Origin of the sequence: Kitasatospora sp. NPDC057965, assembly GCF_042887135.1 — a bacterium.
GTDB lineage: Bacteria > Actinomycetota > Actinomycetes > Streptomycetales > Streptomycetaceae > Kitasatospora.
In genome coordinates this window covers 1-26,133 of record NZ_JBHVPZ010000029.1, presented here as the reverse complement: position 1 = coordinate 26,133, position 26,133 = coordinate 1, and the positions used below count along the sequence as shown (strand labels likewise).

Annotated in this window: 20 protein-coding genes and 1 pseudogene; 4 read left to right on the top strand and 17 right to left on the bottom strand. The window is 74.7% G+C overall.

Annotated elements, in window-relative coordinates:
- Positions 1-326 precede the first annotated feature (326 nt).
- The 4 genes from ald to ACFVVU_RS30350 form a co-directional block, all read right to left on the bottom strand.
- Positions 327-1,442 (bottom strand): alanine dehydrogenase, encoded by a 1,116-nt coding sequence (gene ald / locus ACFVVU_RS30365; protein ID WP_380682014.1) that lies wholly within the window; start codon positions 1,440-1,442, stop codon positions 327-329.
- A 258-nt stretch (positions 1,443-1,700) separates the two neighbouring features.
- Complete coding sequence (locus ACFVVU_RS30360) at positions 1,701-3,830, bottom strand: tetratricopeptide repeat protein (protein ID WP_387793441.1); 2,130 nt, start codon at positions 3,828-3,830, stop codon at positions 1,701-1,703.
- A gap of 230 nt (positions 3,831-4,060) precedes the next feature.
- On the bottom strand, positions 4,061-4,705 hold the full coding sequence (locus ACFVVU_RS30355) for an NUDIX domain-containing protein (protein WP_387793440.1): 645 nt from the start codon (positions 4,703-4,705) through the stop codon (positions 4,061-4,063).
- A gap of 94 nt (positions 4,706-4,799) precedes the next feature.
- Positions 4,800-6,485, bottom strand: coding sequence for a CTP synthase (locus ACFVVU_RS30350; RefSeq protein WP_380682017.1), 1,686 nt, complete (start codon positions 6,483-6,485; stop codon positions 4,800-4,802).
- Between the two features lie 775 nt (positions 6,486-7,260).
- On the opposite strand from ACFVVU_RS30350, the gene ACFVVU_RS30345 reads away from it, so the two are divergent.
- Positions 7,261-9,258 (top strand): glycoside hydrolase family 15 protein, encoded by a 1,998-nt coding sequence (locus tag ACFVVU_RS30345; RefSeq protein ID WP_387793439.1) that lies wholly within the window; start codon positions 7,261-7,263, stop codon positions 9,256-9,258.
- 124 nt (positions 9,259-9,382) lie between these two features.
- On the opposite strand, the gene ACFVVU_RS30340 is transcribed toward ACFVVU_RS30345, so the two are convergent.
- From ACFVVU_RS30340 to ACFVVU_RS30320, 5 genes are all read right to left on the bottom strand, one after another.
- Positions 9,383-9,739, bottom strand: a complete 357-nt coding sequence (locus ACFVVU_RS30340) for a hypothetical protein (RefSeq protein WP_380682019.1) — start codon at positions 9,737-9,739, stop codon at positions 9,383-9,385.
- 71 nt (positions 9,740-9,810) lie between these two features.
- Complete coding sequence (locus tag ACFVVU_RS30335) at positions 9,811-10,863, bottom strand: helix-turn-helix domain-containing protein (RefSeq protein ID WP_387793438.1); 1,053 nt, start codon at positions 10,861-10,863, stop codon at positions 9,811-9,813.
- A 148-nt stretch (positions 10,864-11,011) separates the two neighbouring features.
- The gene (locus ACFVVU_RS30330) at positions 11,012-12,181 is read right to left on the bottom strand and encodes a glycosyltransferase family 4 protein (protein ID WP_387793437.1); all 1,170 of its coding nucleotides are present in this window, start codon (positions 12,179-12,181) and stop codon (positions 11,012-11,014) included.
- A 213-nt stretch (positions 12,182-12,394) separates the two neighbouring features.
- Positions 12,395-14,128 carry a DNA repair protein RecN gene (gene recN, locus ACFVVU_RS30325; RefSeq protein ID WP_387793509.1) on the bottom strand — a complete coding sequence of 578 codons (1,734 nt, stop codon included), beginning with the start codon at positions 14,126-14,128 and terminating at the stop codon, positions 12,395-12,397.
- Between the two features lie 88 nt (positions 14,129-14,216).
- Positions 14,217-14,996: a YitT family protein gene (locus tag ACFVVU_RS30320; protein WP_387793436.1), complete on the bottom strand. Its 780-nt coding sequence runs from the start codon at positions 14,994-14,996 to the stop codon at positions 14,217-14,219.
- Between the two features lie 137 nt (positions 14,997-15,133).
- Here ACFVVU_RS30320 and ACFVVU_RS30315 point away from each other — a divergent pair, with 137 nt between their 5' ends.
- Positions 15,134-16,630 carry a PLP-dependent aminotransferase family protein gene (locus ACFVVU_RS30315; protein ID WP_387793435.1) on the top strand — a complete coding sequence of 499 codons (1,497 nt, stop codon included), beginning with the start codon at positions 15,134-15,136 and terminating at the stop codon, positions 16,628-16,630.
- A 112-nt stretch (positions 16,631-16,742) separates the two neighbouring features.
- Here ACFVVU_RS30315 and ACFVVU_RS30310 read toward each other — a convergent pair whose 3' ends face one another.
- The 4 genes from ACFVVU_RS30310 to ACFVVU_RS30295 all read right to left on the bottom strand — a co-directional run bounded on the left by ACFVVU_RS30310 (position 16,743) and on the right by ACFVVU_RS30295 (position 19,640).
- Positions 16,743-17,645 (bottom strand): NAD kinase, encoded by a 903-nt coding sequence (locus ACFVVU_RS30310; RefSeq protein ID WP_355374151.1) that lies wholly within the window; start codon positions 17,643-17,645, stop codon positions 16,743-16,745.
- Positions 17,646-17,737: 92 nt separating this feature from the next.
- Positions 17,738-18,544 carry a TlyA family RNA methyltransferase gene (locus ACFVVU_RS30305; RefSeq protein WP_355374185.1) on the bottom strand — a complete coding sequence of 269 codons (807 nt, stop codon included), beginning with the start codon at positions 18,542-18,544 and terminating at the stop codon, positions 17,738-17,740.
- 45 nt (positions 18,545-18,589) lie between these two features.
- A complete protein-coding gene (locus ACFVVU_RS30300) occupies positions 18,590-18,841 on the bottom strand; it encodes a hypothetical protein (protein ID WP_380682024.1) in 252 nt (83 codons plus the stop codon).
- Positions 18,834-19,640 carry a hypothetical protein gene (locus tag ACFVVU_RS30295; RefSeq protein WP_387793434.1) on the bottom strand — a complete coding sequence of 269 codons (807 nt, stop codon included), beginning with the start codon at positions 19,638-19,640 and terminating at the stop codon, positions 18,834-18,836. Before ACFVVU_RS30295 ends, ACFVVU_RS30300 begins: the two co-directional genes overlap by 8 nt.
- Before the next feature lie 185 nt (positions 19,641-19,825).
- Here ACFVVU_RS30295 and ACFVVU_RS30290 point away from each other — a divergent pair, with 185 nt between their 5' ends.
- Complete coding sequence (locus ACFVVU_RS30290; RefSeq protein ID WP_355374159.1) at positions 19,826-20,173, top strand: SCP2 sterol-binding domain-containing protein; 348 nt, start codon at positions 19,826-19,828, stop codon at positions 20,171-20,173.
- A gap of 52 nt (positions 20,174-20,225) precedes the next feature.
- On the opposite strand, the gene ACFVVU_RS30285 is transcribed toward ACFVVU_RS30290, so the two are convergent.
- The gene (locus ACFVVU_RS30285) at positions 20,226-21,269 is read right to left on the bottom strand and encodes an HAD-IIA family hydrolase (protein ID WP_387793433.1); all 1,044 of its coding nucleotides are present in this window, start codon (positions 21,267-21,269) and stop codon (positions 20,226-20,228) included.
- A 102-nt stretch (positions 21,270-21,371) separates the two neighbouring features.
- On the bottom strand, positions 21,372-21,989 hold the full coding sequence (locus ACFVVU_RS30280; RefSeq protein ID WP_387793432.1) for a tetratricopeptide repeat protein: 618 nt from the start codon (positions 21,987-21,989) through the stop codon (positions 21,372-21,374).
- 93 nt (positions 21,990-22,082) lie between these two features.
- Here ACFVVU_RS30280 and ACFVVU_RS30275 point away from each other — a divergent pair, with 93 nt between their 5' ends.
- Positions 22,083-23,453 (top strand): DUF1015 family protein, encoded by a 1,371-nt coding sequence (locus ACFVVU_RS30275; RefSeq protein WP_380682028.1) that lies wholly within the window; start codon positions 22,083-22,085, stop codon positions 23,451-23,453.
- Between the two features lie 111 nt (positions 23,454-23,564).
- Here ACFVVU_RS30275 and ACFVVU_RS30270 read toward each other — a convergent pair whose 3' ends face one another.
- Together ACFVVU_RS30270 and ACFVVU_RS30265 are read right to left on the bottom strand one after the other, a co-directional pair.
- Positions 23,565-24,500: a hypothetical protein gene (locus tag ACFVVU_RS30270; protein WP_387793508.1), complete on the bottom strand. Its 936-nt coding sequence runs from the start codon at positions 24,498-24,500 to the stop codon at positions 23,565-23,567.
- 18 nt (positions 24,501-24,518) lie between these two features.
- Positions 24,519-25,871 (bottom strand): annotated as a pseudogene (locus ACFVVU_RS30265) (hypothetical protein); the annotation flags it as partial.
- Positions 25,872-26,133 lie beyond the last annotated feature (262 nt).

The window sequence follows — 26,133 nt, the reverse complement described above, 5'->3', positions numbered from 1 at the left end:
CGTGGCAGCATGCCGACGGTTTGCGACTCTAGGCCGTTCAAGGCGTTCGCAGCAACACAATCCACGGTAGTGGGCAGGATGTGTCGACTATCAGGCAACCCTCTGTCAAGGGATGCGAAGGCCCCCGACTCCAAGGTTTCCGGGGTCGGGTGACACGACCGACGGAAATTGACGACAGAGCGACCCGCACCCCCCGCCCCCGACGTCACCACCGGATTCACCCCTCGTTCATGCGGGGACCGGGAGGCCTCGGTGACCCCCTGTGCACGGGCACGGCGAAGCCCCCGGCCCGGAGTGCACCGGGCCGGGGGCGACACGCGTCACGCTCAGGCGAGCACGGACTCCAGGGAGACCGACTCCAGGCCGAAGGCCTCGGCGACGGCGGCGAAGGTGATCTGGCCCTCGTGGACGTTCAGACCCTTGGCCAGCGCGGCGTCGCGGCGCAGCGCCTCCTTCCAACCGCGGTTGGCCAGCTCGACGACGTACGGCAGCGTCGCGTTGGTCAGCGCGTAGGTGGAGGTGTTCGGGACGGCGCCCGGCATGTTGGCCACGCAGTAGAAGACCGAGTTGTGGACCTGGAAGGTCGGCTCGGCGTGCGTGGTGGGGTGCGAGTCCTCGAAGCAGCCGCCCTGGTCGATGGCGATGTCGACGAGCACGGAGCCCGGCTTCATGCGGGAGACCAGCTCGTTGGTGACGAGCTTCGGGGCCTTGGCGCCCGGGATCAGCACGGCGCCGATGACCAGGTCGGCCTCGACGACGGCCTTCTCCAGCTCGAAGGCGTTGGACATGATGGCCTTGATCTTCGTGCCGAAGATCTTGTCGGCCTCGCGCAGCTTGTTGATGTCGCGGTCCAGCAGGGTCACGTCGTAGCCCATGCCGATGGCGATGGTGGCCGCGTGCCAGCCGGAGACGCCACCGCCGATGACGACGGCCTTGGCCGGGTGGGTGCCGGGCACGCCGCCGGGCAGGGTGCCGCGGCCGCCGGCCGGACGCATCAGGTGGTACGAGCCGACCTGCGGGGCCAGGCGGCCCGCGACCTCGGACATCGGGGCGAGCAGCGGCAGGGCGCCGTTGGCGAGCTGCACGGTCTCGTACGCGATGGCGGTGGTGCCGGAGGCGACCAGCGCGTCGGTGCCGGCCCGGTCGGCCGCCAGGTGGAGGTAGGTGAAGAGCGTCTGGCCCTTGCGCAGGCGGTGGTACTCCTCCGCGATGGGCTCCTTGACCTTCAGCACCAGGTCGGCGGTGGCCCACACCTCGTCGGCGGTGGGGAGGATGGTGGCGCCGGCGGCCACGTACTCCTCGTTCGGGATCGAGGAGCCGACGCCGGCGTTGTCCTCGATGTAGACCTCGTGTCCGTTGCGGACCAGCTCATGCACACCGGCAGGCGTGATGGCCACGCGGTACTCGTGGTTCTTGACCTCGCGGGGGATGCCGACCTTCACGGCTAAACACGTCCTCTTGCCATGGGGGTCCCTACCGGAGAAGACCGGCGGGCCGCGCGCACGGGGGAAGCCTCCGGAAGACACCGGGGCACGGATTGCTGCGCGCTGAGTCGAGTGTAATGAAGCCCAGGCGGCCTGTCAGCCTTCCAATGTGAATAAATCTGCCGGACGCATTGGCAGGTTCGTAGGCTTCCCTCGCGATCTTCCTACCAAAGCGGTGCCGACCGGGCATCTTCGACAATACTCCCGAAAAGCCCGCTACCACCCGGCCGAGACGCGTTCCCGCAGCTCCGCGAGGGCGGTGCCGACCGCCTCCCGGCCGTGCTCGTCGCCGAGCCTGCGCAGCACCGCGAGGGACGCCCGGTACTCGCGCTCGGCCTCGTCGAAGCGGCGCTGCGCGCTGTGCGCCTCGGCCACCCTGGCCAGCAGCCGGGCCTCGGCGGCCTGGTCGCCCATCGACTGCCGCAGGCCCAGCGCCCGGCCGTACCAGTCGGCGGCGCGCACCGCGTCGCCGAGCGCCCGGTGGCAGCCCGCCGCGCCCTCCAGCGCGCGGGCACAGAGCGCCTCGTCGTCAGCGGCCCTGGCGTGCTCCAGGGCGGCCCGGTAGTGACCGCAGGCCTGCTCCCAGCGGCCGGCGGCGGCCTGCAGGTCGCCCAGGTTGAGCAGGGCGGCGGAGGCCCGGCGCGGGCGGCCGTGCCGCTCGGCCACCGTCAGCACCAGTTCGTGCAGCTGGTGGAGGTCGGCCGGGGCGGCGGCGCCGGTCAGCGGCAGCGACCGGAGCAGGGCGGTGACCAGTCGGCCGGCCGAGCCGTCGAGGTCGCCCTGGCCGATCGCGTCGGCGACCGCGCCGAGAAGTACGTCACGTTCGCCGAGCAGCCACTGCCGGGCGTGCGCGGCGGACGTCAGCCGCAGCGGACCGGGCAGCGGATCGGGGCTCGGTCCGGCGGAGGGGTCCAGCAGCGCCCGGGCGGACTCGGTGAGCCGGACCAGCCGCTCCAGCAGCCGGGCCCGGGCCAGCTCGATCTCGGCGGGCCGGTCCTCCCGCGCGCGCAGCCGGACCAGCCGGGGGTGCAGCCGGCCCGGCACCCGGTAGCGGGCGGTGCCGTCGGCGGCCGGCGGCTCCACGGTGAGCAGCTCCCGCTCGGCGAGCGCCGCCAGCGTCCCGGCGGCCTCCGGAGCCGGGCAGCCGACCAGCGCGGAGGCGGTGCGCAGGTCCGCGCACTGGGCGGGGGCCAGGGTGAGCGCGCGCAGCATCCGGGCCTGCGCGGCAGGCAGGCCCGTGTAGGCGAGGGTGAACGCGCCGATCAAGGGGTCGTTGTCCGGCACCGGGACGGGCTCGGCGGGCTCCGGCCCGGGCCGCACCCAGGCGGCCGGGTCGCGGGCCGGCTCGGCCGGGGGCGCCACGGCCACGACCGGAGCGGGTACGGCGGCGCCCGGCTCCTGCGCGGCCCCCTTCCGCCGCCGGCCCGGCGCGTTCTTCGCCGACTTCGCGGACTTCGCCGCCGTCTCCGCCTTCGCGGGCTCCTCGGCCCTCTCCGCCTTCTCCGCCTTCTCGAACTTCGGCTCCGTACCGGGCTCCCCCGCGTCCCGGGCCGCCGACGAGGACGCCTCGGCGACGGCCCGTACCAGCTCCTTCGCCGCCTCCGTGACCGCCAGCTCCGGATTGCCGCGCAGCCGTCCCGCCATCAGCCGCAGCGCCGCCGGCTGGGACCCGCAGGCCTCCGCCAGGTCGGCCCCGCCGACCGGGTCGCAGCCGATCCGCGTCCCGCCGACGAGGTCCCCGAGCAGTTCGGCGGCCGCCGGGCGGTCCAGCCCGCCGAGGATGACCGGGTCGATGTCCTCGATCCCGGTGAGCGGCCCGGCCGTGGTGGCGAGCACCAGGCAGCCCGGCTCGTCCGCGAGCAGCGGCCACAGCTGCCCGGCGTCCCGGACGTCGTCCAGCAGCAGCAGGACCCGCCGCCCGGCCAGCGCCCCGCGCAGCGCGACGCAGGCCGGATCGTCCCGGCCGTCCTCGACGGCGGCGGGCAGCGGGACGCCCGCGGTGTCCGCGCCGAGCTGCTCCAGCAGTCTGCGGGCGACCCGGGCGGGCGGCACCCGGCTGCCGTCGGGCGCGGACAGCCGGGCGAAGAGCACGCCGTCGGGGTACTGGGCGGCGGCGGTGACGGCGAACCGCACGGCCAGCGCGGTGCGGCCCGACCCGGGCCGGCCGGCCAGCACCAGGACCGGGCTGCGGCCCTCCGCCGGGCGCGCGGCGGCGGCCCGCAGGGCGGCCAGTTCGGTGCGCCGGCCGACGAACAGGGCGGGGCCGACGGGCAGCCGGTCCAGCCCGGGAACGCGCTCGGCGGGCGCGCCGGCCCCGGCCTCCATCGTCACCGTCTTCCTCGCCACCCGTGCCACTCCCGACCTCGCCAGCGCTCACCGAAGGCGCCCCGCAGTGGACGCCCCGTCTGCGAAGCGTAGTTCGACCGTCCGCTCCGGCCGAGGTGACATCCGGTCGTACGAACCGGCGAATCACCCCGCCGGCCGAGCCGGGGCCTTCGGAGGGCCCGGGACCCGGGACGCCGGGCCCCGGGACGCCGCCCGGGCCCCCGGGGCACCCGGCCCCGGGACGCCGGGGCCTACGCGAAGGGCCGGGCGGGCCAGGGCGAGTCCGCCGGGCGCAGGGCGTCCAGGCCGCCCGGGCCGTGCAGGGCCGCGTAGAGCGCCAGGGTGCCGGTGATCAGGGTCGGGTTGTGCAGCCGCCCGGCGTGGATCAGCCGGACCAGCTCCTCCACCGGCACCCGCGCCGACTCCAGCTCCAGCTCCTCCCCGTGCGCCTCGTACCGCTGCCCCTCGGCCTCGGCGAGGTCGGTGGCCAGGAAGAGCCGCAGCGCCTCGTCCGTCCCGCCGGGCGAGGTGTAGAAGTCGACCAGCACCCGCCAGCTGCCCGCCTTGCAGTGCGCCTCCTCGTACAGCTCGCGCTGGGCGGCGTGCAGCGGGTTCTCGCCGGGGACGTCGAGCAGGCCGGCCGGCAGCTCCCAGAGGCGCTGGCGCACCGGGTGGCGGTACTGGCGCAGGATCAGCACCCGCTGCCGGTCGTCCAGGGCGAGGACGGAGACCGAGCCGGGATGGGTCTGGTAGTCGCGGCGGGCCCAGCTGCCGTCGGGCATCCGGACCTCCTCGCTGCGCACGCCGGTGACCCGGCCCTGGAACGGTGTGGTGCTCCCCCGGATCTCCCACTCCTCGGCCCGGTCGGCGACCTCGGCGGTGCTGCGCTCGTCCATCACGTCTCCCCTTTTCGTCAGTACGACACAATCTAACGCCGAACGGCGGCCCCGCAGGAATCGCGGGGCCGCCGTCCGATGGAACGCGGGTGACCTACTCGGCGTCGGCCGGGGCCGTCTTGATCTCGATCGCGGCCTTCACCAGACCCGCGAACAGCGGGTGCGGGCGGGTCGGCCGGGACTTCAGCTCCGGGTGGGCCTGGGTGGCCACCAGGTAGGGGTGCACCTCGCGCGGGTACTCGACGTACTCGACCAGGTCGCCCTTCGGGGAGAGGCCCGAGAAGACCAGGCCGGTCTTCTCCAGGTCGGCCCGGTAGGCGTTGTTGACCTCGTAGCGGTGGCGGTGGCGCTCCTCGACGTACTGCTCGCCGTGGTAGACCTCGCGGACGATCGAGCCCTCGGCGAGCTTGGCCGGGTACAGGCCCAGGCGCATGGTGCCGCCCAGGTCGCCCTTGCCGTCGACGATGGCCAGCTGCTCGGCCATGGTGGAGATCACCGGGTGCTTGGCGGCGGCGTCGAACTCGGTGGAGTTGGCCTCGGGCAGGCCGGCCAGGTTGCGGGCCGCCTCGATGACCACGCACTGCAGGCCCAGGCACAGGCCCAGCAGCGGGACGCGGTTCTCGCGGGCGTAGGTGATCGCGCCGACCTTGCCGTTGACGCCGCGGTCGCCGAAGCCGCCGGGGATGCAGATCGCGTCGACGTCACCGAGCTGCTCCTGCGCACCCTCGGGGGTCTCGCAGTCGTCGGAGGTGACCCACTTGATCTCGACCCGGGCGTTGTTGGCGAAGCCGCCGGCGCGCAGCGCCTCGGTCACCGACAGGTAGGCGTCCGGCAGGTCGATGTACTTGCCGACCAGCGCGACCTTGACGATGTGCTGCGGCTCGTGGACGCGGCGCAGCAGATCGTCCCAGGTGGTCCAGTCCACGTCGCGGAACGGCAGGTCCAGGCGGCGGACGACGTAGGCGTCCAGGCCCTCGCCGTGCAGCACCTTGGGGATGTCGTAGATCGACTTGGCGTCGATCGCGGCGACCACGGCCTCCTCGTCGACGTCGCACATCAGCGAGATCTTGCGCTTGATGGCCTGCGGGACCTCGCGGTCGGCGCGCAGCACGACGGCGTCGGGCTGGATGCCGATGTTGCGCAGCGCGGCGACGGAGTGCTGGGTCGGCTTGGTCTTCAGCTCGCCCGAGGGGCCGATGTAGGGGAGCAGGGAGACGTGCACGAAGAAGACGTTGTCCCGGCCGACCTCGTGGCGGACCTGGCGGACGGCCTCCAGGAACGGCAGCGACTCGATGTCGCCGACGGTGCCGCCGACCTCGGTGATCACCACGTCGACGTCCTCGGTCGCCATCCGGCGGATCCGGGACTTGATCTCGTTGGTGATGTGCGGGATGACCTGGACGGTGTCGCCCAGGTACTCGCCGCGGCGCTCCTTGGCGATGACGGTCGAGTACACCTGGCCGGTGGTGACGTTGGCCGAGCCGTGCAGGTTGGTGTCCAGGAACCGCTCGTAGTGACCGATGTCGAGGTCGGTCTCGGCGCCGTCGTCGGTGACGAAGACCTCACCATGCTGGAACGGGTTCATGGTGCCCGGGTCCACGTTGAGGTACGGGTCGAGCTTCTGCATCGTGACGCGCAGGCCGCGGGCCTTGAGCAGGGCACCGAGGCTGGAGGCGGTGAGGCCCTTGCCGAGCGACGAGGCGACACCCCCGGTGACGAAGAGGTGCTTGGTCGTCACGGCGCGGCCGTTCGATGCCTTGCCGGAATGGGGCTGTGCCAAGAGGGGGCTCCCGTGGGTCGCGAGTCGAAGGTGACGTGGTGGGAGGCTCGCGGCTCGCCGTCCCGACGAGGGAGGCGGTGCGGGGGCACGGCGCCCGGAGGTCGTCGGTTCGGCCGGTCCGGGGCGTTTGATCCCACCGGTCCACGGGATACCAGGGTAACAGTGCCCCGGCCCGAACGCGTTCCGGGCCGCCCCCGCGCGGCGGCGGGCGCCCGGTTTCCCGGGCCGGATCCGCCGGGACGCTCCCGGGGCGTACGCCGGGCGCGCCACCGGCGCACCACCCGGCGCAGACGCCACACGCGTCGCACCACCGGCCCGAGCGGGCCACTCCCGATGGCCCGGATCGGCTCGGGCGGGCCATCGCCGGATCCCCACTTCGTGCCATCCGGAGCTGATCCTTCCGAGCCATCCTGGCGGCCTCCCCCGCGATGCGCGGTATTTCCGCCGAAATGCGGCGCCACACCGCGCTGCGCCCGCGTGCTTCGCCCCTTTCGTCCGTCGTAAGCTGCTCGGACGCATCGCCGACAACATGAGCCGCGGAGGGCGTGGGAGGGTCAGGAACCTCTCGGTCCCCGATGCGCGACCGGACCTCCCCGTTATTTCCCGCTCCCCCACCCACCCAGAGGCTCGATCGAGCCCTCGCGGACACTCCAGCAAGGCCCGCCACCACCCGACGGAGGGCCGGACGTCCCGGGGTGGCACCGGTCCCGCCGTACCCGCAGGCTCCCCCTCGGATCGCCGATGCGTCGTGACCACATTGCGAACTGGAGATCACGTGGCCGGCCGTATCGAGGACTACGCACTCATCGGGGACATGCAGACCGCCGCCCTCGTCAGCAGGGACGGCGCGGTGGACTGGCTCTGCCTGCCCCGATTCGACTCGCCGGCGGTCTTCGCCGGACTGCTCGGCACCGACGAACACGGCTTCTGGCGAATCGGCCCCGCCGAGGCGGTGGCCGCCGAACTGCCCTCCCCCGCCACCGAAGCGGTCCCCGCCGACCCGACCACCGCCGGCCCGACCGCCGACGACCCGCGGATCCCGCCGACCGCCGCCGCCCCCGCCCTGCCGGCCGACCGCCGCCGCTACCGGGGCGACTCGCTGATCCTGGAGCAGGAGTGGGACACCCAGGGCGGCACCGTCCGGGTGATCGACTTCATGCCGCCCCGCCCGCTCGCCGGCAAGGACGCCGTCCCGCAGGTGATCCGGATCGTCGAGGGCGTGGCCGGCACCGTCCGGATGCGCTCCGCGCTGCGGATGCGGTTCAGCTACGGCCGGATCGTGCCCTGGGTGCACCGGGTCGAGCAGCCCGACGGCGGCCACCGCACCGTCGCCGTGGCCGGCCCCGACTCGGTCTGGCTGGACGGCCAGGCCGACACCTACGGCCGCAACCTCACCACCTACGCCGACTTCACCGTCTCGGCCGGCGAGCGGATCGCCTTCGCGCTCACCTGGCAGGCCTCCCACCTGGAGCCGCCCAAGGCCCCGGACGCCGAGGAAGTGCTCGACGCCACCGCCGACTTCTGGCACGAGTGGGTCGGCCAGTGCACCTACCAGGGCCCCTACCGGGAGTCCGTGATCCGCTCCCTGATCACCCTCAAGGGCCTCACCTACGCCCCCACCGGAGGCATCGTCGCCGCCCCGACCACCTCACTGCCCGAGGACATCGGCGGCGAGCGCAACTGGGACTACCGCTACACCTGGCTGCGCGACGCGGCGATCACCCTCTCCTCGCTGCTGCGCACGGGCTACCGCGAGGAGGCCCGGGCCTGGCGCGAGTGGCTGCTGCGCGCGGTGGCCGGCGACCCGGAGAACCTGCAGATCATGTACGGCATCGCCGGCGAGCGCGAGCTCACCGAGTCCTCGCTGGACTGGCTGCCCGGCTACGAGGGCTCCCAGCCGGTGCGGATCGGCAACGGCGCGGCCGGCCAGCTCCAGCTGGACGTCTACGGCGAGGTCGTCGAGGCGCTGCACCTGGCCCACATGACCGGCCTGGTCCGCAACGACCACGCCCACCACCTCCAGCTGCGGCTCATCGAGTACCTGGAGGAGCACTGGCAGGAGCCGGACGAGGGCATCTGGGAGGTGCGCGGCCCGCGCCGGCACTTCGTGCACTCCAAGGTGATGGCCTGGGTGGCCGTCGACCGCACCATCAAGCTGCTGGAGCAGACCCCCGAGGACGCCCCGGACGGCGGCCACCTGGAGCGCTGGCGCGAGCTGCGCGAGACCATCCACCGGGACGTCTGCGACAAGGGCTACGACCCGGAGCGCAACACCTTCACCCAGTACTACGGCGGCAAGGAGCTGGACGCCTCGCTGCTGCTGATCCCCCAGGTCGGCTTCCTGCCGCCGGACGACAAGCGCGTGATCGGCACCATCGAGGCGATCCAGCGCGAGCTCTCCACCGAGGACGGCTTCGTGATGCGCTACCCGACCCACGACGAGACCGGTAACAACGTCGACGGCCTCAGCGGCCACGAGGGCGCCTTCCTGGCCTGCTCGTTCTGGCTGGCCGACGACCTCGCGATGATCGGCCGGGTGCAGGAGGCACGCGAGCTGTTCGACCGGCTGCTGGCGCTGCGCAACGACCTCGGGCTGCTCGCCGAGGAGTGGGACCCGCGGCTCAAGCGGCAGGTCGGCAACTTCCCGCAGGCGTTCAGCCACGTGCCGCTGATCGACACCGCGCTGCGGCTGACCGCCTGCGGCGGCGCCTACCTCTCCGCCCAGCCGGACGGCTCGGCCGCCGACCGGGCCGGCGAGCAGGCCACCGTCTGACGGCGGAAAGGGCCCGCACCGGTCGGTGCGGGCCCTCAACCTCGTACGTGCTCCCGACGGAACTCCGATCAGCTCACCGGACGGTGGCGGGTCGGAGCACCGCACGGCCCCGTGGCGCGACGGGTCAGTTCCAGACCATGCCCTTGAAGTAGCCGCCGGTGCCGCGCTCGTAGTAGTGGCTGCCGTAGAGGCCGCCGACGCACTTGCTCTTCGTCTCGGTCGGGTTGGTGGGGAAGGAGCCGACCAGCACGCCCGTGTCGGCGTCCCACAGCTCCGCACGGCCCCAGTACGACAGTGCCTTGTGCGTACCCGAGAAGCAGACCTCGTGGTTGCTGTTGGACCCGATGCTGGCGGAGGTGCAGATACCGCCCCAGCTCTCGCACGTCGCGTTGGCGGCACTCGCCGAGGAGGCGCTGAACAGCCCGAACGCCGCCACCGCAGCGGTGGCCGCGACCACCTGGACGATCCTCTTCTTCAGCATGTTTCCGACTCCGTTCGTTCGATGTCCTGTTGTGGTCCGTCGGACTTCACCGCCCGGACACGACTTCGAGATTAGGAAGCGGGCGTTCGTACAGATGTGCGCTCCGCGCGGGGATCCTCGACGTTCGGCGCGATGGCCCCGGCGAGGCTCAGCCCCCGGAACTCGGTGGGAGTGAGCCCGTAGGCCTGGCGGAACGTCCGGCTGAAGACGGTCGCGCTGCTGAACCCCCAGCGAGCGGCGATCACCTGCACCGGGTACGTGTGGAGCCGGGTGCTCCCGAGGTCCTCGCGACAGCGCTCCAGCCGCCGGCGGCGGATCCAGGCGTGGACGGTGTCCGGCTGCGCATCGTGCGAGCGGAACAACTGGTGGAGGCTGCGCAGCGAGATGTTGTGCCGCGCGGCGATGGCGCCCGGGGTCAGCTGCGGATCGCCGAGGTTGTCCTCGATGAAGGAGCGGACGCGCTCCACCAGCACCCGGGCCCGGACCTCGGCGGGCAGCTGCCCTGCGGCGTCGAGCCGCTGGGCGAGCAGGGCTCCGGCGAGTTCCGCCGCGACCGCGCCCAGCCTGCGCAGCTCCGCCACCTCGCAGCCGTCGCCGTGCGCCTCCAGGCAGTCGAGGAAGTTCGTCAGCACGGCCGCGACCCCGCTTCCGCCGGCGAGCCGCCCGGCCAGCAGTCGTTCCAGGCGCCGGCCGGGCAGCGGGAGCAGGGTGTGCGGGAACTGCAGCATCGTCAGCCGGACCGGGCCGGGTCCGGGCAGGATCCGGGTGTCGGACGGGCGCGAGGTGTCCCAGAGCACGAACTCGCCGGCCCCGATCCGGTTCTCGTTGCCCGACTGGGACAGCACCGCGGCGCCCCCGCGGATCAGCGCCAGCTGGTACTGCTCCGGGTCACCGCGCCGGATCAGGGCCGGTGTCCGCCGCGAGCGCAGCGGTGAGAAGGCGAACCGGGCCATTCGCACCGATCCCAGGTCCAGCATCTCGGCCTCGGCGCGGAACTCGGCGGACGGTTCCGGGCTCATCACCGTCGGCATCACCGTCGGCATCACCGTCTGCGCGACCGTGTCGTTGAACCAGTCGAACCGTTCGCCCGGCCGCACGGTTTCCGGCAGCAAGGAAATCCACATACCGCTTTCCCCCCGAAAAGTGGATGACGGGGACTCACGTCCCACGCGGAACGCCGTTCCGCCGGGGGGCATCGTGCCACCGAAGAGCGCTCTCCCGGGGGAGGCCGACGCGGTGTGTTCCGGCCGTGTCGGCGCCGGGCCCCGGGGCCTACCGGTTGCGCTGCACCAGTTCGTCGTAGGTGCTGAGCACCTGGGCGACGGTGGCGGCCTCGTCCGGCCAGGTCTCCGCCTGCTGCCGGCCGGCCGCCACCAGGCGCTCGCGGCGCGCCGGGTCGGCCAGCAGCTCGCGCACCGCCCGGCCGAGCGCGGCCGGGTCCCCGGACGGGACCAGCACGGCGGCGTCGCCGACCAGTTCCGGGATGCCGCCGACGGCCGTGGCGACCACCGGCACGCCCGCCCGCATCGCCTCCTGGACCACCAGCGAACGGGCCTCCCAGCGGCTGGAGACCACCAGCACGTCGGCGGCGGCCAGCAGGTCGGGCACGTCGGTGCGGTAGCCGAGCAGCCGCACCGGCAGCTTCTCGGCGGCCACCCGCTCGCGCAGCCCGGCGGCCTCCGGGCCGTCCCCGGCGACCACCAGCAGCGGCTGCGGGGACAGCGTGGACAGCTCCCGGGTCGCGTCCAGCAGCACCCCGAACGCCTTCTGCGGGACGAGCCGGCCGGCCGCCAGGACCACCGGGCGGTCCGGCCCCGCGCCGAGCAGCGCGGCCCGGGCCCGGGCCCGCTCCAGCCGGCCCTCGGGCATCGGCGGGGCGGCGACCGGGCCGAGCCGGGCGTCCGTGGCGCCGAGCTCCCGCGCCCGGGCCACCAGGTCCGAGGAGGCGCCGAGCACGAGGTCGGCGGCGCGCGCCACCCGGCGCTCCATCAGCCGCTGGAGCCGGCGCTCCATGCCGGTGGCGAGCAGCGCGTGGTGCGCGGTGACCACCAGCGGCGTCTCCGGACGCAGGCCCGGGAAGCGGCCGGCGGTGCGCAGCGCGAGGTCGGACAGCAGCGCGGCGCGCAGGCCGTGGGCGTGCACCACGTCGGCGCCGGTGAAGGCGCGGCGCAGCTCGCCGATGGCGGTGGCGTCGCTGCGGGCGCCCGCCGTCGGGGTGATGTCGACGAGGTGGAACCGGGCGCCGGTGCGGGAGAAACCGAACAGCGCGTCCGCGTCGGCGGGGGCGCAGACCGTGACGGTCACTCCGTGCGCGACCAGGCCCTGTGCCAGCGAGCGCACATGCGCACCGATGCCGCCGGTACTGGCGGCCAGGACGAGGACCACGTGCAGCTGCCCCGGTTCGGGGGTGGCCGCGGCGGCCCGGGCGGCGGAATGGTCCACGTCGTCTCGCATCCGACTCGATCAGCTACGCGCGCCCCGGGCGGGGGTTTCCCGCCGGCGGCGCTCGGGACAGGGAGGCCAGTGTCCAGCGGCCACCATGCCAGGTCGGCGGCCCTCTTGGACAGTCGGCGCCCCCGGTGGGGCGCGTCGTGGCCGGTCCGCGAGGGCCGCCCCCGCGGACCGGCTCCGGGCCGGGGCCGGAACGGTTGCGGGCTAGCGCCTGCGGGGGGAGCGGGCGGCGGCGAGCAGTTCCTCGGCGTGCGCCCGGCCGAGCTCGGAGTCCTCCAGGCCGGCCAGCATCCGGGAGAGCTCGCGCACCCGCTCCTCGTCGTTGAGCACCTTGACACCACTGCGGGTCACGGTGCCGTCGTTGGTCTTCTCGACCACCAGGTGGCGGTCGGCGAAGGCCGCCACCTGCGGAAGGTGGGTGACCACGACGACCTGGGCGCTCTCGGCCAGCTTGGCGAGCCGGCGGCCGATCTCGACCGCGGCCTTGCCGCCGACGCCCGCGTCCACCTCGTCGAACAGGTAGGTGGGGACGGGGTCCGCGCCGGCGAAGACCACCTCGACGGCGAGCATCACCCGGGACAGCTCGCCGCCCGAGGCGCCCTTGGCGATCGGCCGGGGCTGGGCACCCGGGTGCGGGGCCAGCAGCACCTCGACCTCGTCCACGCCGTGCGGGCCGTAGGCGACGGTGCGGCCCTCGATCTCGATCCCGGACAGGTCGTCGACCTGGCTGATCGCGAAGGTGACCCGGGCGTGCGGCATGGCCAGCTCGGCGAGTTCTGCGGAGACGGCCTGCGCGAAGCGTCCGGCGGCGCCCTGCCGGGCCGCCGACACCTCCGCCGCGAGGTCGGCCAACTCGGCGCGCAGCAGGGTCTCCTGGGCGCCGAGCTCGTCGATCCGGTCGTCGTCCCCGTCCAGCTCGGCGAGCCGCGCGGCTCCGGTCTCGGCCCAGGCGATCACCTCGGCGAGGGTGTTCTCCGGGCCGCCGTACTTGCGCAGCAGCTGGGCCAGGACGGCCCGGCGGTCCTCGACGGCGGCCAGGCGCACCGGGTCGGCGTCCAGGTCGTCGGCGTAGCCGGCCAGGTCGCCGGCGACGTCGGCGAGCAGGTAGCCCACCTCGTTCAGCCGGTCGGCGAGGGCGGCGAGCCGCTCGTCGTGGTGGCGGACGGCGTCCAGGGCGCGGCGGGCCTGGCCGAGCAGGGTGCCCGCGTCCAGCGCCTCCGGGTCGGCCGGGTCGCCGGCCAGCGCGGCGTGCGCCAGGGTGGCGGCGGAGGAGAGCGCGTCGGCGTGGCCGAGCCGCTCGGCCTCGGCGGACAGCTCCTCGTCCTCGCCGGCCACCGGCTCGGCGGCGGCGACCTCGTCGAGGCCGAAGCGCAGCAGGTCGGCCTCCTGGGCGCGCTCACGGGCCCGGGTGGTCAGCTCCTCCAGGGTGGCGGAGACCTCGCGCAGCCGCCGGTGGACCTCGCGGTAGCGGGCCAGCGGCTCGGCCACGGACTCGCCCGCGTACCGGTCCAGGGCGCCGCGCTGGCGGGCCGGGCGCAGCAGCCGCTGCTGGTCGGTCTGGCCGTGCACGGCGATGAGGTCCTCGCCGAGTTCGGCGAGCAGGCCGACCGGAACGGACCGGCCGCCGACGTGGGCGCGCGAGCGCCCCTCGGCGGAGACGGTCCGGCTGATCAGCAGCGCGCCGTCGTCCAGTTCCGCGCCGGCCTCCACGGCCCGGGCGGCCACCGGCGAGCCGGCGGGCAGTTCGAGGCGCCCCTCGACGACCGCGCGGGCGCTGCCGTTGCGCACCAGGCCCGGGTCGGCGCGCCCGCCGAGCAGCAGGCCGAGGCTGGTCACCACCATGGTCTTGCCGGCGCCGGTCTCGCCGGTCACGGCGGTGAAGCCGGGGGCCAGCTCGACGACCGCGTCGTCGATGACCCCAAGATCCCGTATCCGCATCTCGTCCAACACGGAGACGACCTTACGAGGTTCCGCCCCCGCCGCGCGACGAGCGACAACGGCGCGCGGCAACTCCGTGCCGCGAAGTTCATCCGTTCCGGGAGTCCGCGGCCGTGGTTCCCCGGCCCCCGACGGGGCCTGCGACGGGCGCCGCGCCGGAGCCCGGGGCGGGAACCGTGCACCAGGGCAGGAAGAACTGCGCGAGCGGGCCGATGGCCAGCGCGTAGGCGACGGTGCCCACCCCGACCGTGCCGCCGAGCAGGACGCCCGCGGCCAGCACGGTCAGCTCGATGCCGGTGCGGATCAGCCGCAGCGAGCGGCCGGTGCGCCGGTGCAGGCCGGTCATCAGGCCGTCGCGCGGGCCCGGGCCGAGCCGGGCGCCGATGTAGAGGCCGGTGGCCAGGCCGTTGAGCACGATCGCGCCGACCATCAGGGCGATCCGCGCCGGCAGTGCCCCGGGGGCGTCGACGACGCGCACGGTGGCGTCCATCGCGGCGCCGATCACCAGCACGTTGGCGACCGTGCCGAGGCCCGGCCGCTGGCGCAGCGGTATCCACAGCAGCAGCACCAGCGCGCCGCAGATGGTCACCCAGGCGCCCACCGAGAGCCCGACGGTGCCCTGCAGGCCCTGGTGGAAGACGTCCCAGGGGTCCAGGCCGAGTCCGGAGCGGAGCATCAGGCCCATGCTGGCCCCGTAGAGGGCGAGGCCGACGAACAGCTGCGGCACCCGGCGGCCCAGCGCGTGGGTGTCGCCCAGCACGCGGACGGCGAGACCCGGCCGCCCGGGAGCTGCGGCGGACGGGGAGGAGGACAGCGACGGGGACGGGGACGGGGACGGGGACGGGCGGGTGCTCGCGGGGGTGGCCATGGAATCTCCGGCAGGTGGTGCTGCACCATCGCGACACACGGCCCCGATGGTGGCGGACTCGATGGCCGCCCTGCCATGATGGCCAGGCCAATACGGCCCACGACAGGGCCAATCCCCAGCAAGTGGACTGATGAGCCTTGGCCGACTGGCAGACCACCGTGACGTCCCCGGCGCTCGCCCGGCTGCTCTCCACCGCGCGGCTGCCCGATCCCCCCGGCGCCGCCCGCCGCCCCGCCTACCGCACGCTGGCCGCGCAGGTCCGGCTGCTGGTCTCCGAGGGCCGGCTGCCGGTCGGCGCCCGGCTGCCCGCCGAACGCGAGCTGGCCCTCGCCCTGCGGCTCAGCCGCACCACCGTGGCCACCGCCTACGAGGCCCTGCGGGCGGACGGGTACCTGCGCAGCCGCCGCGGCTCCGGCAGCTGGACCGCGCTGCCCGAGGGCTCGGCCCCGCCCAGCGACGCCCTGCACCCGGTGCCGCCGGACGAGCAGGGCCGCGTCCTGGACCTCGGCGTCGCCGCGCTGCCCGCACCGCAGCCCTTCCTCTCGACCGCCGCCGCCCGCGCCGTCGAGCAGCTGCCCGCGTACGCCGCCGGGCACGGCCACTACCCCACCGGCGTCCCGGTGCTGCGCGAGGCGGTGGCCCGCCGCTTCACCGAGCGCGGACTGCCGACCACCCCCGACCAGATCCTGATCACCATCGGCGCGATGGGCGCCCTGCACCTGGTGCGCCAGGTCCTGCTCGGCCGCGGCGACCGGGTCGCCGTCGAGGCACCCAGCTACGCGCACACCCTGCAGGCCCTGCGGCTCGCCGAGGCCCGGCTGGTGCCCGTCCCGCTCACCCGCGGCTTCCACTGGGACCTCGCCGAGTGGCGGAGGGTGCTGAGCGGGGCCGCGCCCAAGGCCGCCTACGTGGTCCCCGACTTCCACAACCCCACCGGCGCGCTGATCGACGAGGAGCAGCGGCGCGAGCTGCTCGCCGCCGCCCGCTCCGCCGGCACCGTCGTGCTGGCCGACGAGACCACCGCCGAGCTCGGCTGGGGCCTGCCCGAGGGCGTCACCCCGCCCCGCCCCACGGCCGCCCTGGACCGCGCCGCCCAGGTGGTCACGGTCGGCTCGGCCGGCAAGCTGCTCTGGGGCGGCCTGCGGATCGGCTGGGTGCGCGCCGCGCCCGCCCTGGTCCGCCGGCTGGCCGGCGCCCGGGTCTACAGCGACGTCGGCGCGCCGGTCCTGGACCAGCTGATCGCCGCCGAGCTGCTGACCACGCACCTCCCGGCGGTCCGCGCCCACCAGCTGACCCGGCTGCGGGACACCGCCGAGGCGCTGGACGCCGCCCTGCGGGAACGGCTGCCGCACTGGCGGTTCACCGTGCCGCCGGGCGGGCTGTCGCTCTGGGTCGGCACCGGCGGGGTGTCCGGGGCGGCCCTGGCCCGGGCCGGCGAACGCGCCGGGGTCCGGATCGCCGCCGGGAACCGGTTCGGCTCCGACGGCGCGTTCGAGCACCACATCCGGATCCCGCTCACGGTGGCCGCCCCGGCCGTGCCGGACGCCGTCCGCCGGCTGGCCGAGGTCGCCGCCCGGGCCGAGCAGGAGGGCCGCTGGCAGGGCGCCGACGACACCCAGCCCCTGGCGGTCTGACGGGTCCGGCGGACCGTCGGGGGCTGTCGGACCGTCGGACCGTCAGGCTGTCGGACGGCCGAACGGTCGGACCGTCAGGCTGTCGGACGATCGAACGGTCGGGCCGGGTCGGTCAGTGGCTGTCCGTGCGGCCGCGCCACCCGGTCACCGGGAGCGCGAACTTCGCCACCAGCCGGTCGGTGAACGGCGCCCGGTGCAGCCGGGCCAGCCGCACCGGCGTCTGCCCCCGGCGAACCTCCACCCGCGCCCCGGCGGGCAGTTCCACCGAACGCCGGCCGTCGCACCAGAGCACCCCGTGCGGGGTCTTCGGCTGCACCTCCACCGCCAACACCGAGTCCGGCGAGGTCACCAGCGGCCGGGCGAACAGCGCGTGCGCGCTGATCGGCACCATCAGCAGCGCCTCCACCTCCGGCCAGACCACCGGCCCGCCGCCGGAGAACGCGTACGCGGTCGACCCGGTGGGCGTCGCGCACACCACCCCGTCGCAGCCGAAGTTGGAGACCGGACGGCCGTCCACCTCGGTCACCACCTCCAGCATCCGCTCCCGGGAAGCCTTCTCTATCGAGGCCTCGTTGAGCGCCCAGTCGTGGTGCACCACGTCGCCGTTGGTGCGGACGATCACATCGAGGGTCATCCGCTCCTCGACCTCGTAGTCGGCGTCGACAACCCGCTCGACCACCACCGCCAGGTCGTCCCGCTCGGCCTCGGCCAGGAAGCCGACCCGGCCCAGGTTGATGCCGAGCATCGGCAGGCCGTGCTCGCGCGCCAGCTCGGCGCCACGCAGCAGCGTCCCGTCCCCGCCCGCGACCAGGATCAGCTCACAGCCGTCCGCCGCCCCCGGACCCCCGGCGACCGTCTCCACCCCGTCCGGCAGGTCCAGGTCGACCGCCTCGGCGGCCAGCAGTCTGATCCGGATCCCCGCCTTGAGCAGACCGTGCACCAGTCCTTCGACGCTGCGCAGGGCCGCCTCACGGCCCGTGTGAGCGATCAGGAAGACCGTACGTTCATCACTCATGCCCGCTGCCCTCTCCCTACGCCGTCCGGGTCCCCGTCGGCCCGGTACGGCCGCGCCACCCAGCATGACGGACCGGACGTCCGCAGAGCACCCTATCGGGGGCCTTCGGCAACAGCCCGGTCCACATCCGCCAGGTCCAGCGGCGGCGCGTCCCGGCGCATCCACAGGAAGTACTCGACATTTCCGGACGGCCCGGGCAGGGGGCTCGCGGTGACCGCCCGCACGCCCAGTCCGAGCTCCCACGCCTGCCCCGCCACCTGGCGCACCATCTCGGCGCGCAGCTGCGGGCTGCGCACCACCCCGCCGCTGCCCAGCCGCTCCTTGCCGATCTCGAACTGCGGCTTGACCATCAGCACCAGGTCCGCGTCCTCGGCGGCGCAGCCGGCCAGCGCGGGCAGCACCAGGCCCAGCGAGATGAACGACAGGTCGCCGACCACCAGGTCGACCGGGGTGCCGCCGATCATGTCCAGGGTCAGCTCGCGGACGTTGGTGCGGTCCATCACGGTGACCCGCTCGTCGCTCTGCAGCGACCAGGCCAGCTGCCCGTAGCCGACGTCCACCGCCAGCACGTGCGCGGCGCCGGAGCGCAGCAGCACATCGGTGAACCCGCCGGTGGACGCGCCCGCGTCCAGCGCCCGGCGGCCCTCGACGACCAGGCCCTGCGGGACGAACGCCGCGAACGCCCCGGCGAGCTTGTGGCCGCCGCGCGAGACGTAGTCGGGGTCGTTCTCGTCCTTGGCCACCACGACCGCCGCCGAGGTCTCCACCTGGGTGGCCGGCTTGGTCGCGGTGGTCCCGCCGACGGTCACCCGGCCGGCCGCGATCAGCTCGGAGGCGTGCTCCCGCGACCGGGCCAGCTTGCGGCGGACCAGCTCCGCGTCGAGTCGGCGTCGTGCCACTGCCACTGGTGTTTCAGCTCCTACGGATGGTTGTGCTTCGCCCGGTCAGTCCCGGTCGAGGGCGGCCAGCGTGTCGGCCAGCCGCCGATGGACATCTTCGTACACGGCGACGTGCGCGTCGGTGGGCACCCCGTCCAGCGCCTCCAGCCGGGCCAGGCCGGCGTCCACCTCGGGGTGACCGGTCGGGCTCAGGTCGACGCCCAGCGGCAGCGGCTCGCCGGTGCCGGGAACGGGCAGGGGGACGATCTCCTGGAGGGGGTCCGGCACGGGCCCGGCCGGGTTCTCGGGATCAGGCATCGGGCTTCTTCGTGGTGGTCCGGCGGACGGTGGTCTTCCTGGTCGCGGTCCGCTTGGCGGGCGGCTGGTCCTGACCGGCGGCCTCCGCGGTCTTCTTCGCGGCGGTGGTCCGCTTGGCGGTCGCGGTCTTCTTGACGGCCGTCTTCTTCACGGCCGCCTTCTTCGCGGGCTTCGCGGGCTGCTCCTGCGCCGCCGTCCGCTTCGCGGCGGCCGGCTTCTTCGCCGCGGCCTTCTTCGCCGGAGCCGGGGCCGGAGCCGGGGCTTCCGGCGTCTCCGGAGCCGCGGACACCACCGGAGCGGCCGGCGGCACCGGCGGGTCGACCTCCACCGGCTCGTCCACCGCTATCCGCTCCGCCTCCGCCGAGCCCGCCGTCTCCCGCTCCCAGCCGTCCTCGAACAGCCCGCCGGCCCGGGGCGCGGGCGCGGCCGGCGCGGCCCCCTCCCGGCCCGCCGCGTCGTCCTCCTCGACCTCGCGCAGCTTGTTCTCCAGGTAGGCCAGCACCACGCCCACCTTGGTCACCTGGTCGCCGACCCGCTCGAAGGCCTTCTCGACCTCACCGCGCGCCACCCCCACCGCGAGGTCCACCCCGGCCCGGCCGGCGGTCACCGCCTCCTCGGCCAGCGTCTGGAGCGACCGCGCCGACGGCGGGAACTGCCCGCCCAGCCGGCGCTCCACCTCGGCGACGTCGATCCCGCCCTTCTCCAGCAGACCGGCCGCCGTCCCGACGACCCGCTTGCCGACCTCCTCCACCAGCACGGCCGCGGCCGCCACCGCTCCTCGCACCGTCCTCGGCAGCATCCGGGTGCCTCCCATTCGCCTGCGCGCATCGTTCCGTCGCCTCGACGCCCGGACGGATCCGGGCATCCCACGGACGACGCTACCGCCAAACACGTCCTGCGGTACCGTGGCCCGGCAGTCACGGCCGCCGGGCCCGGCCGTCCGGCCGCAACGCCGCGGCCCGTCGAAGGAGGGGATCCGCCGCCATGGCCGACGCCGAGGAGTGCCGCGAGGCACTGGAGCAGCTCAGCCGCAACCTCGCCAAGGCCACCGGTGACGTCCGCAAGGCCGCCGAGCTGGACCGCTCGCTCAGCTGCCGGATCACCGACCTCGACCTCACCTTCACCGGGCGACTGCGCGAGGGCAGCATCCAGGACCTCGAAGAGGCCCCCGGCAGCCCCGCCGGGAAGGCCGACATCCGGCTCACCATGAGCAGCGACGACCTGCTCGCCCTGGTCGGCGGCCGGCTCAACTTCGCGTCCGCCTGGGCGACCGGACGGGTCAGGCTGGAGGCCGGCTTCCGCGATCTGCTGCGGCTGCGCACCCTGCTCTGACCCGACCGGTCCCCGGTTCTCCCCGGGCTCTCCCGGGATTCTCCCGGGGTTTCTAGAACCCCAGCTCGGCCAGCGTCTTCCGGCCGTCCACCGGCTCGCCGTTCGCGTCCAGCGCCGTCCACGCCGCCGCGCAAAGCGCCCGCAGCCCGTCCCAGCGGTCCGCCCCGACACCCTCCAGCCGCAGCACGCCGTCCTGCGCCGCCGCGACGAACCCGCCGCAGGCGAACCCGCCGTCCGGGCGCGCCGTGACCGGCGCGTGCCCGGTCAGCAGCCCCCGCAGGTCCTCCGCCAGATAGGTCGGCCGGTGCTCGGCCGGGGCCGCCAGCAGCTGCGCCGCCGTCGTCACCCCGGTGAAGACCAGCAGGCTGTCCACGCCGCCGTTGAACGCGCCCTCGATGTCGGTGTCCAGCCGGTCGCCGACCACCAGCGGCCGCTTCGCGCCCGTCCGCAGCACCGTCTCCCGGTGCATCGGCGGCAGCGGCTTGCCCGCCACCTCCGGCTCCACCCCGGTCGCCGCCCGGACGGCCGCCACCAGCATCCCGTTGCCCGGCGCTATGCCGCGCGCGGTCGGCACCGTCACATCGGTGTTGGACGCCACCCACGGCAGCCCCGACTGCACCGCGTAGGAGGCCTCCGCCAGCTGTGCCCAGCCCACCGAGGCGTCGAAGCCCTGGACCACCGCCAGCGGCTCCTCGGCCAGCGTCCGGACGGTGACCAGGCCGCGCTCGGCCAGCGCCTCCTCCAGCCCCAGACCGCCCACCACCAGCACCTTCGCCCCGGCCGGCAGCTTCTCGGCGAGCACCCGGGCCGCCGCCTGCGCGGAGTTGATCACATCCGCCGGCTCGGCCGGCACGCCCAGCTCGGTCAGGTGCGCGGCCACCACCCGGGGCGGGCGGGAGGCGTTGTTGGTCACGTACGCCAGCCGCATCCCGGCCGCGCGGGCCGCCGCCAGCGCGTCCACGGCGTGGTCGATGGCGTTCGGTCCGGCGTACACCACGCCGTCGAGGTCCAGCAGCGCCGTGTCGTACGCCTCGGTCAGCGGCAGCTCGCTTCCGCCCGGGGCGGTCCGTCGCACGGTGGTGGCCGTCTCGGTCATGCCTGCTCTACCTCACTCATCGCGTCAGTCCTGCTCGTCGGTGCTGTCGGCGCCGCCGGTTCCGCCGGTGCCGTCCGGGCTCAGCCGTCCTGCCGGTCCCGCTCACCCGTCGGCTCCGGGCCCGCCGTGGTTCCCGGCTTCCGGCCCGGAAGCCGGGCCCGGCGGCGGCGGCCGCTCCCCGGCCAGCGGCTCCAGGTACCCCGGCGCCCCCGGCAGCAGTGGGCCGAACGCCCCGGCCCGGGCCGCCAGTGTCGCCCGGGTCTGCCGCAGCGCGGCCCGGTAGTGGTCGGTCTCCGGCCGCATCGCCACGGCCAGCGCCAGGTGCTCGGCGGAGGTCTCGAAGTCACCCAGCCGGGCCGCCGCCACACCCCACCCGAACTGAGCGTAGTCGTCCGACGGATCGGCCAGGGCCACCGCTCGGAAGTTCTCCAGCGCCGCCGCGTACGAGCCCGCATCGAACTGCGCCCGGGCGAGCGCCTCCCGGATGCTGCGCGAGGCCGGCTCCTCCGCGGCCGCCCGGGCCAGCAACTGCTCGGCCGCCGCCGGGTTGCCCTGGGCGAGCAGCTTCGCGCCCCGGCGGAACCACTCGTAGACGTCACCCACCGGCTCCCCGGACCGCCGCTGCTCCGGCACGCCGCCGTCCCCACCGGCAGCCCCTCCGAGGCCCCCACCAGCGCCGCCACCGGCGCCGTCGTCCACCCGCTCGTCGCGCTCGTCCACGCGCCACCTCGCCCTCGGTCACGACACCCGCCCACCGGACCGGCCCGGGTGTTCCGATCTCTGAACAACGCGTACCCGGTTACGATGCCCAGAATGACCACACCCAGTGCAGAAAGCGGAGCGGAGTCTCCGCACGGCGGCCCCGGCGATCCCGGGCGCGTCGCCACCGCAGGTCTGTCCCTGTCCCCCTTCCGCGGCCTGCGCTACGTCCCCGACCGGGTCGGCGCCCTGGCCGCCGTCACCTCACCGCCCTACGACGTCGTCGACCCCGGCCGCCGGCTCGACCTGGAGACCGCCGACCCGCACAACGTCGTCCGGCTGATCCTGCCGCGCCCCGAACCCGAGGACACCGGTGACCGCCCCGACCGCGACACCCGCTACCGGCACGCCGCCCGGCTGCTGCGCGAGTGGCAGCGCGAGGGCGTCCTGGCCGCCGACCCGGTGCCGGCCCTCTACGTCTACGAGCAGCGCGTGCCCGCCTCCGGCGACACCCCCGAACTGCTGCAGCGCGGACTCATCGGCGCCCTCGCGGTCAGCGGCAGCGAGGCCGGCGTCGTCCTCCCCCACGAGGACGTGATGCCCCGGCCGGTCGCCGACCGGGTCGGCCTGATGCGCACCACCCGGGCCAACCTCGAACCGCTGCTGCTCACCTACCGCGGCGGCGGCGGGGCGTCCGACGTCGTCGAACGCGCCGTACGCGGCGAACCGCTGCTCACCACGACCACCTCCGACGGCACCCACCACCGGCTGTGGGCGGTCACCGAGCACGCCGAGATCGCCGAGGTCGGCAGCGACCTGGCCACCTGCCGGGCGCTGATCGCCGACGGCCACCACCGCTGGGAGATGTACCTGCGGCTCCAGCGCGAGCACCGCCACCTGCCGCGCAGCCCCTGGGACCGCGGCCTGGTGCTGCTGGTCGACACCGCCCGCTACCCGCTGCGGGTGCGGGCCATCCACCGGGTGCTGTACCGGCTGCCGGTCGCCGAGGCCCTGCAGCGGCTCGGCGACCAGTGGCGGGTCAAGGAGGTCCCCGGCCCGCTGGAAACCGCGCTGCAGGCCCTCGCCGAGCAGAAGCGGCACGGCGGCAGCGGCTTCCTGCTGACCGGCGGGGACGGCGTCTACCGGCTCGTCGGCGACCCCGACGAGACCCTGCTCGACGCCACCGTGCCGCACGACAAGCCCGAGGAGTGGCGCCACCTGGACGCCACCGTGCTGCACGCCACCCTGCTCGACCACACCTGGCGGATCCCCGACGGCCCCGAGGACATCGGCTACCTGCACACCGCGGACGCCGCCGAACGCGAGGCCGCCCGCACCGGCGGAACGGCCGTCCTGCTGCACCCGGTGCGGGAGAGCGTGGTGCGCCGGCTCGCCGAACAGGGCGTCACCATGCCGCGCAAGTCGACCTCCTTCGGGCCGAAGCCGGCCACCGGGCTGGTACTGCGCAACCTCGAACTCGGCTGACGCACCGCCCGACCGGCGCCGCCACGGACCGGCCGAAACGCAGTGAGGCCCTGCCGCCCTCCGGGATCTCCCGGGGCGCGGCAGGGCCTCACTCGTGCTCAGGTCCGGCGCCTACTTGCCGGACTCACCGGCCTCGTCGGCCTGCTCGGCCTTCTCGGCGTCGGTGGCGCGCTCGGGGACCACGCCGTCGAAGTCCTCGTCGATCTCGAGGTCGTCCTCGTCGTAGTACTCCTCGACGTCCTCGTCGTCCTCGAAGATGACCTGCTCGTCCGAGGCCTCGCCGAAGATGACCTGCTCGTCCGAGGCCTCGCCGCCCTTGCGCTTGGCCGGCTCGGCGGCCTGCTCGGCCTCCTCCTCGGCGAGCTCCGGGTCGAGGGCGTCCACGAACTCCACGCCGTCGATCTCCGCGAGACGCTCGGAGGCGTTGGTGGTGCCGTCGGTGTCCGCCTCGGCGGCCTTGGCGAACCAGTCGCGGGCCTCCTCGCCGCGGCCGGCCGCGATCAGCGCCTCGGCGTAGGCGTAACGCAGCCGCGCGGTCCACGGGTGCACGGCGGGCGAGGCCAGCTCGGGGCTCTGCAGGGTCACGACGGCGGCGTCGAACTGCTCCATGTCGCCGCGCGCACCGGCCGCGACCAGGCGCATCTCGACCTGACCGGCCTTGTCCAGCTGCTTGACCTCGGGCTCCCCGGCCATCGCCAGCGCCCGCTCCGGGCGGCCCAGGCCGCGCTCGCAGTCGGCCATCACCGGCCACAGGTCCACCCGGCCGGTCATCCGGCGGGCGGCGCGGAACTCGGTCAGCGCCTCGGAGTAGCGCTGGGTCACGTACGAGGCGAAGCCGGCCGCCTCACGGACGGCGGCGACGCGGGAGGCGAGCCGCAGCGCGACACGCGAGTACTGGTAGGCCTCCTCCGGCTCGCTGTCGAGCAGGCGGGCGACCATCACCAGGTTGCGGGCGACGTCGTCGGCGAGCGTCTTGGGCAGGCTCTTGAGCTCCTGGCGGACGTCCGCGTCGATCTCGAAACCGGTGACGTCCTCCGGGATCGGCAGGCGCTTGACCGGCTCGTAGTTGCCCCGGCGGTCGTCCTGGTCCCGGCCGCCGCGCTCGTCACGGCCACCGCGGTAGCCGCCCCGGTCGTCGCGCCCGCCGCGGTAGCCACCGCGGTCGTCACGGCCGCCACGGTCGTAGCCACCCAACGGGCGGTCGTCGCGACGGAAACCGCCACGGTCGCCGCCACGGTCGTCACGGCCACCCCGGAAGCCACCGCGGTCGTCACGGCCACCACGGTCGTCGCGACGGAAGCCGCCACGGTCGCCACCGCGGTCGCCGCCACCCTGGTAACCACCCGGGCGGTCGTCACGGCGGAAACCGCCGCGGTCGCCACCGCGGTCGTCACGGTCACGGAACGGACGGTCGTCACGGCGCGGACGGTCGTCACGGTCGTCCCGACGGAACCCACCCGGACGGTCGTCACGACGGAAACCGCCACCGGCCGGCCGGTCGTCACGGCGGAAACCGCCACGGTCGTCACGGCCGCCACGGTCGAAGCCGCCCGAGGGGCGGTCGTCACGGCGCGGACGGTCGTCACGGTCGTCCCGACGGAACCCACCCGGACGGTCGTCACGGCGGAAACCGCCGCCGGCCGGCCGGTCGTCCCGACGGAAGCCACCACCGGAGGGGCGGTCGTCACGGCGGAAACCGCCGCGGTCGCCACCGCGGTCGTCACGGTCACGGCCGTAGCCGCCCGAGGGGCGGTCGTCGCGACGGAAGCCGCCACGGTCGCCGCCACCCTGGTAACCACCCGGGCGGTCGTCACGGCGGAAACCGCCACCCGACGGGCGGTCGTCACGGCGCGGACGGTCGTCACGGTCGTCCCGACGGAACCCACCCGGACGGTCATCGCGACGGAAACCGCCGCCGGCCGGACGGTCGTCACGACGGAAACCACCGCGGTCGTCACGGCCACCGCGGTCGTAACCACCCGAGGGGCGGTCGTCGCGACGGAAGCCGCCACCGGAGGGGCGGTCGTCACGGCGGAAACCGCCGCGGTCGCCGCCACGGTCGTCACGGTCACGGCCGTAACCACCGGAGGGGCGGTCGTCGCGACGGAAGCCGCCACGGTCGCCGCGGTCGCCGCCACCCTGGTAACCACCCGGGCGGTCGTCACGGCGGAAACCGCCGCGGTCGCCACCGCGGTCGTCACGGTCACGGCCGTAGCCGCCCGAGGGGCGGTCGTCGCGACGGAAGCCGCCGCGGTCGCCGCCACGGTCGTCACGGCGGTCATCGCGGCGGTCGTCGCGGCGCGGACCGCGGTCGTTCGACCAGCCCCCGCGAGACCGGGGCTCGTACCCGCGGCCGTCGTCCGATCGACGCTCGGGACGGTCCTGAGGCTGGTTCGCCATCGTGGTGACTCCTTCTGCTGCTTCATCTCCACCGCGGACCGGGCAACACCACTGCCCTCACGCGGTTCGGCGCCGGCCTTCTGGCCGTGCACCATCTCCATTGTCCGGCATCCGGAGACCCCCCGCGTCTGGGCGGAAGTCCCGTTCTACCGGTCGTGCACACCTGCGCACATACGCAAAAAAGCCGCGGCCCCCAGCGAATCGCTGGGGGCCGCGGCTTTGAATAATTGTTCGGCGGCGTCCTACTCTCCCACAGGGTCCCCCCTGCAGTACCATCGGC